The organism is Rhizobium sp. LjRoot30, assembly GCF_964253915.1.
In the GTDB taxonomy this organism is placed as follows: domain Bacteria; phylum Pseudomonadota; class Alphaproteobacteria; order Rhizobiales; family Rhizobiaceae; genus Metarhizobium.
Genome location: NZ_CAXUSG020000001.1, coordinates 281,791 through 294,688, shown reverse-complemented (window position 1 = coordinate 294,688; position 12,898 = coordinate 281,791). Strand labels below are relative to the sequence as shown.

15 protein-coding genes are annotated in these 12,898 nt (G+C 62.1%); 11 read left to right on the top strand and 4 right to left on the bottom strand.

What is annotated here, in order from left to right; translation table 11 throughout:
- The first annotated feature begins 56 nt into the window (after positions 1-56).
- The 6 genes from lptC to ptsN all read left to right on the top strand — a co-directional run bounded on the left by lptC (position 57) and on the right by ptsN (position 5,197).
- A complete protein-coding gene (gene lptC, locus ACSQ3I_RS01505) occupies positions 57-725 on the top strand; it encodes an LPS export ABC transporter periplasmic protein LptC (RefSeq protein ID WP_435995577.1) in 669 nt (222 codons plus the stop codon).
- 11 nt (positions 726-736) lie between these two features.
- Entirely contained in the window at positions 737-1,303 is a 567-nt protein-coding gene (locus tag ACSQ3I_RS01500; RefSeq protein ID WP_435995576.1) for an LptA/OstA family protein, read from the top strand.
- Between the two features lie 17 nt (positions 1,304-1,320).
- On the top strand, positions 1,321-2,130 hold the full coding sequence (gene lptB / locus ACSQ3I_RS01495) for an LPS export ABC transporter ATP-binding protein (RefSeq protein ID WP_435996244.1): 810 nt from the start codon (positions 1,321-1,323) through the stop codon (positions 2,128-2,130).
- A gap of 156 nt (positions 2,131-2,286) precedes the next feature.
- The gene (gene rpoN / locus ACSQ3I_RS01490; RefSeq protein WP_435995575.1) at positions 2,287-3,849 is read left to right on the top strand and encodes an RNA polymerase factor sigma-54; all 1,563 of its coding nucleotides are present in this window, start codon (positions 2,287-2,289) and stop codon (positions 3,847-3,849) included.
- Positions 3,850-4,077: 228 nt separating this feature from the next.
- The gene (gene hpf / locus ACSQ3I_RS01485; protein ID WP_435995574.1) at positions 4,078-4,653 is read left to right on the top strand and encodes a ribosome hibernation-promoting factor, HPF/YfiA family; all 576 of its coding nucleotides are present in this window, start codon (positions 4,078-4,080) and stop codon (positions 4,651-4,653) included.
- A gap of 79 nt (positions 4,654-4,732) precedes the next feature.
- Positions 4,733-5,197 (top strand): PTS IIA-like nitrogen regulatory protein PtsN, encoded by a 465-nt coding sequence (gene ptsN / locus ACSQ3I_RS01480; protein ID WP_435995573.1) that lies wholly within the window; start codon positions 4,733-4,735, stop codon positions 5,195-5,197.
- Between the two features lie 142 nt (positions 5,198-5,339).
- Here ptsN and grpE read toward each other — a convergent pair whose 3' ends face one another.
- The 3 genes from grpE to ACSQ3I_RS01465 form a co-directional block, all read right to left on the bottom strand.
- Positions 5,340-5,963 (bottom strand): nucleotide exchange factor GrpE, encoded by a 624-nt coding sequence (gene grpE, locus ACSQ3I_RS01475; protein WP_435995572.1) that lies wholly within the window; start codon positions 5,961-5,963, stop codon positions 5,340-5,342.
- 110 nt (positions 5,964-6,073) lie between these two features.
- Positions 6,074-7,162 (bottom strand): heat-inducible transcriptional repressor HrcA, encoded by a 1,089-nt coding sequence (hrcA, locus tag ACSQ3I_RS01470; protein WP_435995571.1) that lies wholly within the window; start codon positions 7,160-7,162, stop codon positions 6,074-6,076.
- Positions 7,163-7,255: 93 nt separating this feature from the next.
- On the bottom strand, positions 7,256-7,639 hold the full coding sequence (locus tag ACSQ3I_RS01465; RefSeq protein ID WP_435995570.1) for a GFA family protein: 384 nt from the start codon (positions 7,637-7,639) through the stop codon (positions 7,256-7,258).
- A gap of 182 nt (positions 7,640-7,821) precedes the next feature.
- Here ACSQ3I_RS01465 and rph point away from each other — a divergent pair, with 182 nt between their 5' ends.
- The 4 genes from rph to hemW are packed head-to-tail and all read left to right on the top strand — an operon-like array spanning position 7,822 to position 10,821.
- Entirely contained in the window at positions 7,822-8,538 is a 717-nt protein-coding gene (gene rph / locus ACSQ3I_RS01460; protein ID WP_435995569.1) for a ribonuclease PH, read from the top strand.
- Between the two features lie 21 nt (positions 8,539-8,559).
- A complete protein-coding gene (locus ACSQ3I_RS01455; protein WP_435995568.1) occupies positions 8,560-8,982 on the top strand; it encodes a VOC family protein in 423 nt (140 codons plus the stop codon).
- Between the two features lie 8 nt (positions 8,983-8,990).
- The gene (gene rdgB / locus ACSQ3I_RS01450) at positions 8,991-9,635 is read left to right on the top strand and encodes an RdgB/HAM1 family non-canonical purine NTP pyrophosphatase (protein ID WP_435995567.1); all 645 of its coding nucleotides are present in this window, start codon (positions 8,991-8,993) and stop codon (positions 9,633-9,635) included.
- The gene (gene hemW / locus ACSQ3I_RS01445; RefSeq protein ID WP_435995566.1) at positions 9,625-10,821 is read left to right on the top strand and encodes a radical SAM family heme chaperone HemW; all 1,197 of its coding nucleotides are present in this window, start codon (positions 9,625-9,627) and stop codon (positions 10,819-10,821) included. The genes rdgB and hemW overlap by 11 nt, the downstream gene beginning before the upstream one ends.
- 15 nt (positions 10,822-10,836) lie before the next feature.
- Here the strand turns inward: hemW and ACSQ3I_RS01440 are convergent, their stop codons facing one another.
- Complete coding sequence (locus ACSQ3I_RS01440) at positions 10,837-11,763, bottom strand: DMT family transporter (protein WP_435995565.1); 927 nt, start codon at positions 11,761-11,763, stop codon at positions 10,837-10,839.
- A 145-nt stretch (positions 11,764-11,908) separates the two neighbouring features.
- On the opposite strand from ACSQ3I_RS01440, the gene gcvA reads away from it, so the two are divergent.
- Positions 11,909-12,802, top strand: a complete 894-nt coding sequence (gcvA, locus tag ACSQ3I_RS01435) for a transcriptional regulator GcvA (protein ID WP_435995564.1) — start codon at positions 11,909-11,911, stop codon at positions 12,800-12,802.
- Positions 12,803-12,898 lie beyond the last annotated feature (96 nt).

The window sequence follows — 12,898 nt, the reverse complement described above, 5'->3', positions numbered from 1 at the left end:
GCAGCGCGCATACGTAGCGGCGCAAGCGCCCGCGGAATTGGAACGAGAACGAGATAATGCTGAATACGCTGAACAATTCGGGACTTGCCGATGCCGGCTCGCGACCGGTTCGCGACGCCTATGCTTTGGCGCTGCAGCATTCCGCCCGCGTTCGCCGCCTGAAAATCCTGCTGCCGATCGCCGCCGTCGTCATTTCTTTCGTCTTCATCGGCGTTTCGCTTATCCGCGCCTATCTGCCTGATAACATCACGATCGAATCGGCCAAGATCGAAAACGGCAAGGTCGTCATGGAGAAACCGGCCATTTCCGGCCGCAATGGCGACGGCATCAGTTATTCGATGGCGGCACTCCGGGCGTTGCAGGATATTCGCAACCCGGCGATGATCACGCTCGAGACGATCAAGGCCGCCGTGCCGGTGAACGACAAGATCATTGCCCGCGTTGCCGCTGCCGAAGGGGTCTACGACCGCGACCAGGACCGGCTCGAAATGACGAAACCCTTTACCATCACGCTCAACACCGGCCTGGAAGCCAAGTTCGAATCCGCCCACCTGGATATCAAGGCCGGCAAGATGAGCAGCGACGACCCTGTTTCCATTCACTACAAGCAGGCTTCGATTCTTGCGCAGCGACTGGATATGTCGGATAAGGGGCGCGTTATCACCTTTGAAGGCAACGTTCGGGTGAATGTCGACCCGTCCACCATTCGCAACCAAGGCAATTGAGAGCTGCGTCCATGACAGCATATTGCATATTTACCCGTTATACTGCGGCGGCCCTTTTTGCGGCTCTGTCGGTCGCCCCTGCTTTCGATGCGCTTGCGCAGCAGACCACGGGTTCGATGAACAACCTGAAGCTTTCCAACGACAAGCCGATCCAGATCGAAAGCGACAAGCTTGAAATCAAGGAGCAGGAGAACCTGGCGCTGTTCACCGGCAACGTGAAGGTGGTTCAGGGCGAAATGACCCTGCAGGCCGGCACGATGACCGTCTATTACCGCAAGAACGGCGGCGACGACACGTCGGTTGCCTCGGGCAATGCCGATATCGACAAGATCAACGTGAAGGACAAGGTTTTCCTGAGTTCCGGCACCCAGCAGGCGACTGCCGATTCCGGCGTCTTCGACATGGCGAGCCAGACCTTCGTGCTCGAAGGTAAGCGCGTGGTCCTGTCCGAAGGCGCCAATGTCTTCACCGGCTGTAAGCTGACGGTGCTCATGGAAACCGGCCGGGCGACGCTCGACAGCTGCGGCGGCCGCGTCAACATCCAGCTCGACCCGAAGTCGCGGCAGAAGAAACAGTAAACCGGCAGGTCGTGACCATTTCTCCCCTTTCAAAATTGTTCGGCAAGTCCGGATCGCCAGCGGCAGCGGCCGATGCGGCAGCGCCGACCGACAAGGCGCGCTACGAAGGCACGCTGATCGCCCGCGGCCTGACGAAGACCTACAATACGCGGCGTGTCGTCAACGGCGCCTCGCTGGTGGTGCGCCGTGGCGAGGCCGTCGGCCTGCTGGGGCCGAACGGTGCCGGCAAGACCACCTGTTTCTACATGATCACCGGCCTGGTGCCGGTCGACGAAGGCTCGATCGAGATCAACGGCAACGACGTGACGTCGATGCCGATGTATCGCCGCGCCCGTCTCGGCGTCGGCTACCTGCCGCAGGAAGCCTCGATCTTCCGCGGGCTGACGGTGGAGGAAAACATCCGCGCCGTTCTGGAGGTGCACGATTCCAACAAGAAGCGCCGTGAGCAGAAACTCGACTCGCTGCTTGAGGAATTTCACATCCAGAAGCTACGGAAATCGATGGCGGTGGCGCTGTCGGGCGGTGAACGCCGGCGTCTCGAAATCGCCCGCGCGCTGGCGACCGATCCGACCTTCATGCTGCTCGACGAACCCTTTGCCGGCGTCGATCCGATTTCGGTGTCCGACATCCAGAATCTCGTCCGGCACCTGACGGCCCGCGGCATCGGCGTGCTGATCACCGACCACAATGTCCGCGAGACGCTGGGCCTGATCGACCGTGCCTACATCATCCATGCCGGCGAAGTGTTGACGCATGGCCGAGCCAATGACATCGTCAATAACCCGGAAGTCCGCCGCCTCTATCTCGGCGACAAGTTCAGCCTCTAGCACTGTCCTTGTGTGACAGAAATTCGACGGGCGCCCCACTCCCTGCTTGACCAAACCAAATAAAAAAGCAATTTTTGGGCCAGTTGCAATTTCGCCTGGATTTTGTCCTGAGAAAGCGAAATTCCGACCGAGCTGAAGGGGAGTTTCGCGTCCGTCATGGCATTGTCCGCCAGTCTCTTCCTGCGCCAGAGCCAGTCGCTGGTGATGACCCCGCAACTGATGCAGTCGATCCAGCTGCTTCAGATGACGCATTTCGAACTCAACCAGTTCATCGCCCAGGAAGTTGAAAAGAATCCACTGCTCGATTTTGCGCCATCGGATGGTGAATTCGGCGGCACGCGGGACGATGACGGTCCTTTTTCCGGCGCCGACGAGCCCGCTGGTAGCGAACCGGCGGAACCGCGCGGCAGCGATCTGGCCTCCGACTGGTATGAAAGCGAACACACCGGCACGGCCGATCGGCTGAGCAGCCAGCTCGACACCAATTTCGACAGCGGTTTTTCCGACGAGGGCGTGGCGCCCCGCCCCGATGCCCCTGAACTGATGAGCCAGTGGAAGTCGATGCCCGGCAGCGAAGGCGGCGAAAGCGCCGACCTCGACGATTTTGTTGCCGGCCAGACGACGCTGCGGGATCATCTCAACCAGCAGATTCCCTTCACCCTGACCACGGCTGCCGACCAGCTGACCGCCCAAATCCTGATCGACCAGCTCGACGAAGCCGGTTACCTGCAGGCGGACCTGCGGGAGGTCGCCTTGCGGCTTGGCCGCAGTGTCGGCGACGTAGAGACGGTGCTGGAGGCGTTGCAGACCCTCGACCCTCCGGGCGTCTTTGCCCGCTCGCTTAGCGAATGCCTGGCCATCCAGCTGCGGCAGCGCGACCGGCTCGACCCGGCAATGGCGGCGCTGGTCGACAATCTCGAGCTTCTGGCCCGGCGCGATTTCCTGTCGCTGAAGCGCATCTGCGGCGTCGATGAAGAAGACCTGCTCGACATGTTGACCGAGATCCGCAAGCTCAACCCCAAGCCGGGCAGCAGCTTCGAAACCTCGGTTTCGGAAGCGATCGTGCCCGACGTGGTCGTGCGGGCAGCGGCAAACGGCAGCTGGCTGGTGGAACTCAATCCGGATACCTTGCCGCGTGTGCTCGTCAACCAGTCCTATTATGCCGAGGTCGCCAAACACAAGCATCGGCCGGGCGAAGACCATGCCTTCATGTCCGAATGCCTGCAGACCGCCAACTGGCTGACCCGCAGCCTCGACCAGCGGGCAAAAACCATCATGAAGGTGGCGACCGAGATCGTCCGCCAGCAGGACGCCTTCCTGGTCCACGGCGTCGACCAGCTTCGCCCGCTCAACCTCAAGACGGTGGCCGAGGCGATCAAGATGCACGAATCCACCGTCAGCCGTGTCACCTCGAACAAATACATGCTGACGCCGCGCGGCCTGTTCGAGCTCAAATATTTCTTCACCGTGTCGATCGGTTCGGCCGAGGGCGGCGATACCCATTCGGCCGAGGCCGTGCGCCACCGCATCCGCGCCCTGATCAACCAGGAAACGCCGGAGGCCGTGTTGTCCGACGACGACATCGTCGACCTGCTCAAGCAGGCCGGCATCGACCTGGCGCGGCGGACGGTGGCCAAGTATCGAGAGGCCATGAACATTCCCTCCTCCGTGCAGCGCCGGCGGGAAAAGCGCGCCCTTTCGAAGGTCTCCGCCTACTGAGACAACCTCCCCGATACCTTAAAAAACATTTAACGACCCTTGACTCCCAAGGCACCGGGCGCTAGAAGCGCGCCGCAATTGGAACAGGAAAACCTAGCTCCCGATCATTTCCCCACTTCACGGTTAAGTTTAGCGGCGCAAAACAATGTTCGCCGCGTGAAACGCTTGGATGAGCGAAGCCGTTGGCGTAAACTGGTACTCGCAAATCACGACAAGAAGGAAAATTCCATGAGTGTGCGTGTATCCGGGAAACATATGGAGATTGGTGAAACGTTCCGTTCGCGGATCGAGGACCACATCGGCGACGCCGTAACCAAATACTTCGACGGGGGGTATTCAAGTCAGGTTACAGTTGAAAAGTCCGGTTCGCGTTTTGCAGCGGATTGTAAGATCCACCTGGACAGCGGGGTCAACCTGCATGCCACGGGTGAAGCGAACGATCCGCAAGCAGCGTTTGACGGAGCAGCGCAGCGCATCGAGAAGCGTCTGCGGCGCTACAAGCGAAAGCTGAAAGACCATCATCATGCCGGAACCAACGGCAGTGGCATAGAAGTTGCATATACCGTCATGGATGCGATCCCTGACGAGCAGGAGGAAATTTCGGAGGATTATGCACCGACGATCGTCGCCGAAAGCAGCAAGTCGCTGAAGACGATGTCGGTCGCAAGCGCCGTCATGGCGCTCGATATGACGGATGAACCGGTCTTCATGTTCCGAAGCACCGGCAAGGAAGAACTGAACATCGTTTACCGTCGTCGAGACGGGAATATCGGCTGGATCGATGCCGCCAGTGTAAAGAGCTGAGATTGAAATAAGGGGGATGCCCGGTCGAACCGGCCGGGCATCCCGCCCCCTCTTTCTCGGCACATGAAGGACAAAGAGAATGGCGTTGGCAGACCTCCTGCGACAAGATGCGATTATTCCTGCCCTGAAGGTGAATTCCAAAAAGCAGCTGCTTCAGGAGCTGGCGGCTAGGGCCGCAAAGCTCACCGGACTGCCGGAACGGGAAATCTTCGACGTAATTTTGCAGCGTGAGCGTCTTGGCTCCACCGGCGTCGGTAACGGCATCGCCATCCCGCACGGCAAGCTGAACGCCATCCATTCGATCACCGGCATTTTCGCCCGGCTGGACCAGCCTGTCGATTTCGAGGCGCTGGACGACCAGCCCGTCGATCTCGTCTTCCTGCTGCTGGCGCCGGAAGGGGCGGGTGCGGACCATCTCAAGGCCCTGTCGCGGATCGCCCGCGTGCTGCGCGATCAGGATCTCGTCGCCAAGCTGCGCGCCACGGATTCCGCCTCGGCGATCTATGCTTTCCTCAACCAGGAAGAGACGTCCAACGCCGCCTGAGGCGCACGCTCCGGCCAGCGGAAGCCGGAGCCATCCTCATCGCCTGTAAACCGGTCCGCCATTCACTCGCATAAGAAACGCGACATGTGATCGCCGGGTTACCCGGCGGCAGGAGAGCCGATGGCTCTCCGCCGTTTCAACCTCAGGCGTCGCCTTCGTTGATGCTGGCCGTGCCCGGCTCCGACGGCTGGGCTTCCGCCTTGGCGCCGCCCTTGGCAACGCCGACCATGGCCGGGCGCAGAACGCGGTCGCCGATCGTGTAGCCGGCCTGCACCACCTGCACGACGGTGTTGTTCGGCACATCGGGATTGGGGATTTCGAACATCGCCTGATGGAAGTTCGGATCGAACTTCTGGCCTTCCGGCTCCAGCTTGCGCACGCCATGGCGCTCAAGGGCCGTGAGCATCGACCGTTCGGTCATGTCGACGCCTTCGATCAGGGCATTGAGGCCGCTTTCGGCTGCCGCCCGCTGGTCGGCGGGGATGGCATCGAGGGCGCGGCGCAGATTGTCCGAAACGCCGAGCATGTCGCGCGCAAAAGCGGTGACGGCATAGGCCTTGGCATCCTTCACGTCGCGTTCGGTGCGCCGGCGAAGGTTGTCCATCTCGGCGGCGAGGCGGAGGAATTTGTCGCGCAGGTCGGCATTTTCAGCCTTCAGCGCCTCGGTCGGATCGAAGGTGCCGTCTGCAGCCGCAGTTTCGGCGGGATCGGCCTCGTTGTGGTTCACAGCGGCGTCCGGGCCGTTCGTAGGGGTCTCGTCGGTCATGACGTATCTCCAGTCACTGTTTTGGGATTTGAGCCCGATATCGAGGTTTGGCGGGAAAAAATCAAGGGTTTACCCGAAGTTTCGACCGCGACTGCGCCCGTCCGTCGCCGCTACAGCAACGTCCGCGCCATGCGCCCGACAATCTGGGCGGTGTAATCGACCATTGGAACAATGCGCGAATAGTTGAGCCGCGTCGGGCCGATGACGCCGACGGCACCGACGATGCGGTCCTCGCCGTCCCGATAGGGCGCGACGATCAGCGACGAGCCGGAGAGCGAGAAGAGCTTGTTTTCCGAACCGATGAAGATGCGCACGCCCGGACCGCTTTCGGCGAGATTGAGGATCTCGATCAGGCTGTCCTTCTTCTCCAGGTCGTCGAACAGCATGCGCAGCCGGTCGATGTCTTCGGCACCGGCCACGCCTTCGAGCAGATTGGCGCGGCCGCGGACGATCAGCCGCGTCGGCTTGTCGTCGTCCTGGCCGCCCGACCACACCGCCAGGCCACGCTCGACCAGGTCCTGGGACAGGCTGTCCAGCTCCTGCCGCACTTCGTTCTTCAGGACCTGCAATTGCTTGCGCAGATCCGGCAGCGTCTGGCCGGTCATGTGGGCATTGAGGAAATTGGCGGCTTCGGTGAGTTGCGACGAGGTGACGCCGGCCGGCAGCTCGATGATGCGGTTTTCCACCTGGTCATGGTCGCCGACCAGCACCGCCAGCGCCTTGGTCGGCTCCAGCCGGATGAACTCGACGTGCTTGAGCACCTGATCCGACTTGGCGGTGACCACCAGGCCGGCGCCGCGGGACATGCCGGACAGCATGCGGCTTGCCTCGTTCATCAGGCCTTCCACGGTCTGACCGCGCTGCACTGGTCCCATCTGCCGGTCCATGCTGGCGCGGTCTTCCTGCGAGAGCGCGCTGACCTGCATGAAGGCATCGACGAAGAAACGCAGGCCCATCTGGGTGGGAAGCCGGCCGGCGCTGATATGGGGGGAATAGATCAGGCCGAGCTCTTCGAGATCGCCCATGACATTGCGCACGGAAGCCGGCGAGAGCGACATCGGCAGCAGGCGGGAAAGGCTGCGCGAGCCCAGCGGTTCGCCGTTTTCGAGATACTCCTCGACGATCCGCCGGAAGATTTCCCTTGAGCGATCGTCCAGCGCTGCGCTCACATCCCTGTCCGGCGTCTGCCCTAAACCCATATTTCCCGAAAAAACCGTATCGTTGATCCTGTAGGGAATATAGTCATGCCGACGCCGATCACAAAGGGAAATGTGAAGGATGCCGCATCGGCCTCAGATATGAGTCCCGGCTTTCCACCAGGCGGTTTCAGGCGGTTCGAACGAATGCGACAGCGGCTTCAGGCTCTCCGCCTCCTTGTTGTCGAAACTGCCGAGCACAAGGGCCACGACCGGTGCATCATCGATGGCGCCGAGGGTACTGCCGCAGCGCGGGCAAAAGGAGCGGCTGGAATAATCCGAAGACCGATAGACGCTGGGCGCCCCGCCCTCACCCACCCAGTCGACGGCTTCACTCGGAAACTCCACCCAATACAGCGTCAATCCGCCGGAATGGCGCTGACAAAAGTCGCAGGAGCAGCTGTGTGGATTGCCCGGCTGGCCTTTTGCGGAAAAACGGATATGGCCGCACAGGCAACCGCCCTCATGTGTTTCGCTCATCGTTCCTCCCGACAGTATGTGCAAACACACTGACGCTGGCATGCACGTCGTGCCGATTGCAAGGGCGATACCGTTATCTCGACGGACCTCCGAAGGCGGATTCCCTTCTGCGGCGGTGCCTTTTCCTTTGCAAAAAGCGCCGGCCAGCCGTAGAAGGCGTCTCACAACAGCAGGAGTTTCACATGCGGCCTTCAGGCAGAAAAACGGACCAGATGCGCAAGGTTTCCTTCGAGCGCGGTTTTTCCAAACATGCGGAGGGATCCTGTCTCGTCAAGTTCGGCGACACTCATGTGCTCTGCACCGCAAGCCTTGAGGACAAGACGCCGCCGTGGCTGCGCAACAGCGGCAAGGGCTGGGTGACGGCCGAATACGGTATGCTGCCGCGCGCCACCGGCGAACGCATGAAGCGCGAAGCCGCCACCGGCAAGCAGGGTGGCCGCACGCAGGAAATCCAGCGGCTGATCGGCCGCTCGCTGCGCGCCATCGTCGATCTCGAAGCGCTCGGCGAACGGCAGATCACCATCGATTGCGACGTCATCCAGGCCGACGGCGGCACCCGCACCGCCTCGATCACCGGCGCATGGATTGCCCTTCACGACTGCCTGAAATGGATGGAAGGCCGCAACATGGTCAAGGTCGAGCGTGTCCTCAAGGATCACGTCGCCGCCATTTCCTGCGGTATCTTCGCCAACCAGCCGGTCATCGACCTCGACTACCTGGAGGACTCGGCCGCCGAGACCGATGCCAACTTCGTCATGACCGGGGCCGGCGGCATCGTCGAGATCCAGGGCACGGCAGAAGGCAAGCCGTTTACCGAACAGGAATTTTCGACGCTGATGCAGCTTGCCCGCAACGGCATCGCCGAACTGGTGACGCTGCAGAAGCAAGCGGTAGCATAAGGAACGCACAGGCGAAGCGCCATGAGCCAGCCGTTGATCGAAGCCATGCTTGAGACCGCGCTTTACGCGGCGGATCTGGACGCGGCGGAACGGTTTTACGGCGGCATTCTCGGCCTTGAAAAAATTGCCCGCGTCGGCAACCGGCATGTGTTTTATCGTTGCGGCCCCGGCGTGTTGTTGATCTTCAACCCGCTGGAAACGGTAAAGCCGCCGGAAGACGGCGCCGCCTTGCCGGTGCCGCCGCACGGCACGAGCGGCGCGGGCCACGCCTGTTTCCGGTTGGCCAAGGAGAATTTTTCGGCAACGATAGTGGCGCTTGAAACCGCCGGCATCGCCATCGAAGCGGATTTCACCTGGCCGAATGGCGGCCGTTCCATCTATTTCCGCGACCCGGCCGGCAACAGCCTGGAATGCGCCGAGGCCCGTATCTGGGGAATCGAATAGGAAAGACCATGCGCAAGCTCGACACCAAGACCATCGTCGTCGCCAGCCACAATGCCGGCAAGATCCGCGAGATCGCCGACCTCATCGGCCCCTTCGGTTTTTCCGCCAAGTCGGCGGCAGAGTTGAAGTTCGAAGAGCCTGACGAGACCGGCACGACGTTCGAGGAAAATGCCGCCATCAAGGCGCTTGCCTCCGCCAAGGCCTCCGGCCTTCCGGCCCTCTCGGACGATTCCGGCATCGTCATCGATGCACTCGGCGGCGCACCGGGGGTCTATACGGCCAACTGGGCCGAGCGCGAGGATGGCAGCCGCGACTTCGCCATGGCGATGGAGAAGGTGGAGAAGGCGCTGCAGAAGGCCGGCGCCACCCATTTCGAAACCCGCACCGCCCGCTTCGTCAGCGTGCTCTGCCTCGCCTGGCCGGATGGCCATATCGAGCTGTTCCGCGGCGACGTGGAAGGCCATGTCGTCTGGCCACCGCGCGGCACGCAGGGGTTCGGTTACGATCCGGTGTTCCAGCCGGTCGGTTATGACACGACCTTCGGGGAAATGAGCGCCGAAGAGAAGCACGGCTGGAAGGCCGGCGATCCGCAAGCACTGTCGCACCGCGCCCGCGCTTTCAAAATGTTTGTCGAGACCTGCCTTGAAGCCTGATCATCCTTCCTTCGGTTATGGAGACCTGTTGCCCGATACCGGCGAGCCCGGTTTCGGGGTCTACGTGCATTGGCCCTTCTGTGCGGCCAAATGTCCCTACTGCGATTTCAACAGCCATGTGCGCCACCAGCCGGTGGACCAGCCGCGTTTTGCCGCCGCCTTCCTGCGTGAGATGGAGTGGATGCGCAAGCTCAGCGGCCCGAAGACGGTGACCAGCATCTTCCTCGGCGGCGGCACGCCGTCGCTGATGGCGCCGGAGACGGTGGAGGCCATCCTCGACGGCATCGCCCGCCACTGGCACGTGCCGGACGGCATCGAGATCACCATGGAGGCCAATCCCTCCAGCGTCGAGGCGACCCGCTTCCGTGGTTACCGTGCCGCCGGTGTCAACCGCGTGTCGCTTGGCGTGCAGGCGCTCAACGATGCCGACCTGAAATTCCTGGGCCGGTTGCACAATGTCGAGGACGCGCTGAAGGCGATCGGGCTGGCCCGCGACATCTTTCCGCGCATGTCCTTCGACCTGATCTATGCCCGGCCGCACCAGACGGTGGAGGCATGGGAGGCGGAGCTGCGGCAGGCGATCTCTTATGCCGTCGATCACCTGTCGCTCTACCAGCTGACGATCGAGGAAGGCACACCCTTCTTCGGGTTGCACAAGGCCGGGAAATTCATCGTGCCTGACGGCGACCAGTCGGCGCTGCTCTACGAGGCGACCCAGGAGATTACCGCTCGCGAAGGCCTGCCGGCCTACGAGGTGTCCAACCATGCCCGCCCCGGCGCCGAAAGCCGCCACAACCTGACCTACTGGCGTTACGGCGATTATGCCGGCATCGGCCCCGGCGCCCATGGCCGCCTGACGCGCGGCCGGGACAAGCTGGCAACCGCCACCGAGCGCCGGCCAGAGACCTGGGTGGAACAGGTTGAGAAAAATGGCCACGGCATGGTCGACGAAGAGCTGCTCGGATATGAAGAACAGGCCGATGAGCTGCTGCTCATGGGCCTGCGTCTGAAGGAAGGCGTCGATCTCGCCCGCTGGCAGCAGCTGTCGGGCCGCGATCCCGATCCGAACCGCGAACAGGCACTTCTCGATCACGGTTTTATCGAGCGACTGGGGAATTCGCGGCTGCGCTGCACCCCATCCGGCATGCTGATCCTCGATTCCGTCGTCGCCGATCTCGCCTGCTGAGGCACGACACCCGTCTCAAGACGATGCCGGACGGCGCTTCCAGAGCTGGGCGATACGCCCGTCGATGGCGGCAAGACCGACGGCAATCATCGCCATGCCGGCAAAATGTTTTGCCTGCAGCTGCTCGCCGAGAACCAGAGCACCGAGCAGGATAGCGCTCACGGGGATGAGAAAAGTCACCAGCATCAGGTTCGTGGCGCCGGCCGTCGCCAGGATCCGGAAGAACAGCACATAGGCGATGGCGGTCGACAGGAGGGCAAGGCCGAGCAGCGCCGCCAGCGTCTCCGTGCCGGGTGCGGCAAGCGTCCAGGGCTGATCGACAATCAGCGTCACCGGCAACAGCATGATTGCCGAGGCTGTGACCTGTCCGGCCGCCGGCAGCATCGGCGCCATACCCATGCGCTTGAACCGCCGGCCAAAAATGCCGGCAACGGAATAAGAAAGCGCGCCGCCGAGAACCGCAAGCTGGGCGAGCGTGTTGTCGCCGAGGCTTCCAAGCACGGCAGGCCCAATCATCAACGCCACGCCGGCAAACCCCGTCACCACCCCCACGAGCCGGCCGGCGGTCATCTTTTCGTCGTCGGTCAGGAGATGTGCGACGATAACGGCAAACAGTGGCGTCGTCGCATTGAGGATGGAGGCGAGGCCGCTGGCGATATGGGTCTGCCCCCAGACAATCAGCAGGAAGGGGATGATGTTGTTGAGCAGCCCCATGCCGAAGAAGGCAGCCCAGGACTTGCCGTCGCGCGGCATGCTCTGACCGCTCATGCGCAGGATCAGATGCAGTGCCAGGGCCGCAAGCGCCACGCGGGCCGTGACGATCGTGAAGGGCGGTAACGCCTTGACCAGGATGCCGTTGAACAGGAACGAGCCTCCCCAAAGGATGGAAAGCCCGACGAGCATCAGCCACTCGACCGTTCCCATGGGTTTTTGCTGCGACATGACGATCTCTCTTTCGATTTAGATTTTCTCGAAAATTCTATTGGCGATACGGCTTTGCAAAATGCCGATTTTTATGCATTATCTCGCCATTCCTATCGCCTGACAAAGGAGATATTCTCGCCCTATGATCGAGATTTTCTAAATCATGAGTGATCTTCTCCCCTCCCTGTCGTCGCTCCGCGCCTTCGAGGCCACGGCGCGGCATCTGAGCATGACGCTGGCCGCCGAAGAGCTGCGCGTCACACCGGGCGCCGTCAGCTTGCAGGTACGTGAGCTGGAGACCACGCTCGATATCCAGCTGTTCACCCGCCGGCCGCGCAGCCTGTCGCTGACGGTGGAGGGTGCCGACTATTTCGCCACACTGCGCACCGCCTTCCGGCTGGTGCGGGAAGCGACGGCTGCGGTGCGGGCGCGCGCCCGTGGTTCGGTGTTGACGGTGACCTGCACCGCCAGCTTCGCGATGCAATGGCTGGTGCCCCGTATCGGCCGCTTCGAGGCGCAACATCCGGGGATTGACGTCAGGATCAGCCCCTCCTACCGGATCATGGATTTTGCCCGCGACGGCATCGACATCGCTGTCCGCCATGGCCTCGGTGCTTATGAAGGCCTCGTCAGCCAGCGCCTGATCGATGACGACATGATCCCCGTGGCGACACCGGCCGTGGTCGCCCGACTTGGCCCTTCACCGTCGGCGGAAGGATTGGCCGGCGCGACGCTGATCCACGACGTCTATCGCCGCGACTGGGAACTCTGGCTCGAAGCGGCGGGTGTCGAACCGGTGCTGGCGGCGCATGGGCCGATATTCGGCGATGGCAACGGGGCCGTGGATGCCGCCAAGGCCGGCCTGGGTTTTGCGCTGGTCCGCCGTTCCTTCATCGAAAGGGAACTGGCGGAAGGGCAGCTTGCCGCCCCTTTCCCCCTCGGCCTGGCCAGCCGCCTTGCCTATCATCTCGTCTATCCGCCAACAGCGCTCGAACGGCCTGCCGTTGCCGCCTTCCAGCGCTGGCTGCTGGCGGAAGCAGCGGGCACGGCTTCCTAGAGCAGTTCCAGCAAAAGCGCGCCGCAATTTTGCGTTCGAAATTTTGTAAAAACAAAAGCTTGGAATATTTTCGCGCTTCAAAGAAAGCGAAAATGA

Excerpts from the sequence above, each read along its gene's own strand:
- lptC (WP_435995577.1), top strand. The coding sequence starts at position 57 with ATGCTGAATACGCTGAACAATTCGGGACTTGCCGATGCCGGCTCGCGA.
- ACSQ3I_RS01500 (WP_435995576.1), top strand. The coding sequence starts at position 737 with ATGACAGCATATTGCATATTTACCCGTTATACTGCGGCGGCCCTTTTT.
- rpoN (WP_435995575.1), top strand. The coding sequence starts at position 2,287 with ATGGCATTGTCCGCCAGTCTCTTCCTGCGCCAGAGCCAGTCGCTGGTG.
- hpf (WP_435995574.1), top strand. The coding sequence starts at position 4,078 with ATGAGTGTGCGTGTATCCGGGAAACATATGGAGATTGGTGAAACGTTC.
- ptsN (WP_435995573.1), top strand. The coding sequence starts at position 4,733 with ATGGCGTTGGCAGACCTCCTGCGACAAGATGCGATTATTCCTGCCCTG.
- grpE (WP_435995572.1), bottom strand. The coding sequence starts at position 5,963 with ATGACCGACGAGACCCCTACGAACGGCCCGGACGCCGCTGTGAACCAC.
- hrcA (WP_435995571.1), bottom strand. The coding sequence starts at position 7,162 with ATGGGTTTAGGGCAGACGCCGGACAGGGATGTGAGCGCAGCGCTGGAC.
- ACSQ3I_RS01465 (WP_435995570.1), bottom strand. The coding sequence starts at position 7,639 with ATGAGCGAAACACATGAGGGCGGTTGCCTGTGCGGCCATATCCGTTTT.
- rph (WP_435995569.1), top strand. The coding sequence starts at position 7,822 with ATGCGGCCTTCAGGCAGAAAAACGGACCAGATGCGCAAGGTTTCCTTC.
- ACSQ3I_RS01455 (WP_435995568.1), top strand. The coding sequence starts at position 8,560 with ATGAGCCAGCCGTTGATCGAAGCCATGCTTGAGACCGCGCTTTACGCG.
- rdgB (WP_435995567.1), top strand. The coding sequence starts at position 8,991 with ATGCGCAAGCTCGACACCAAGACCATCGTCGTCGCCAGCCACAATGCC.
- ACSQ3I_RS01440 (WP_435995565.1), bottom strand. The coding sequence starts at position 11,763 with ATGTCGCAGCAAAAACCCATGGGAACGGTCGAGTGGCTGATGCTCGTC.
- gcvA (WP_435995564.1), top strand. The coding sequence starts at position 11,909 with ATGAGTGATCTTCTCCCCTCCCTGTCGTCGCTCCGCGCCTTCGAGGCC.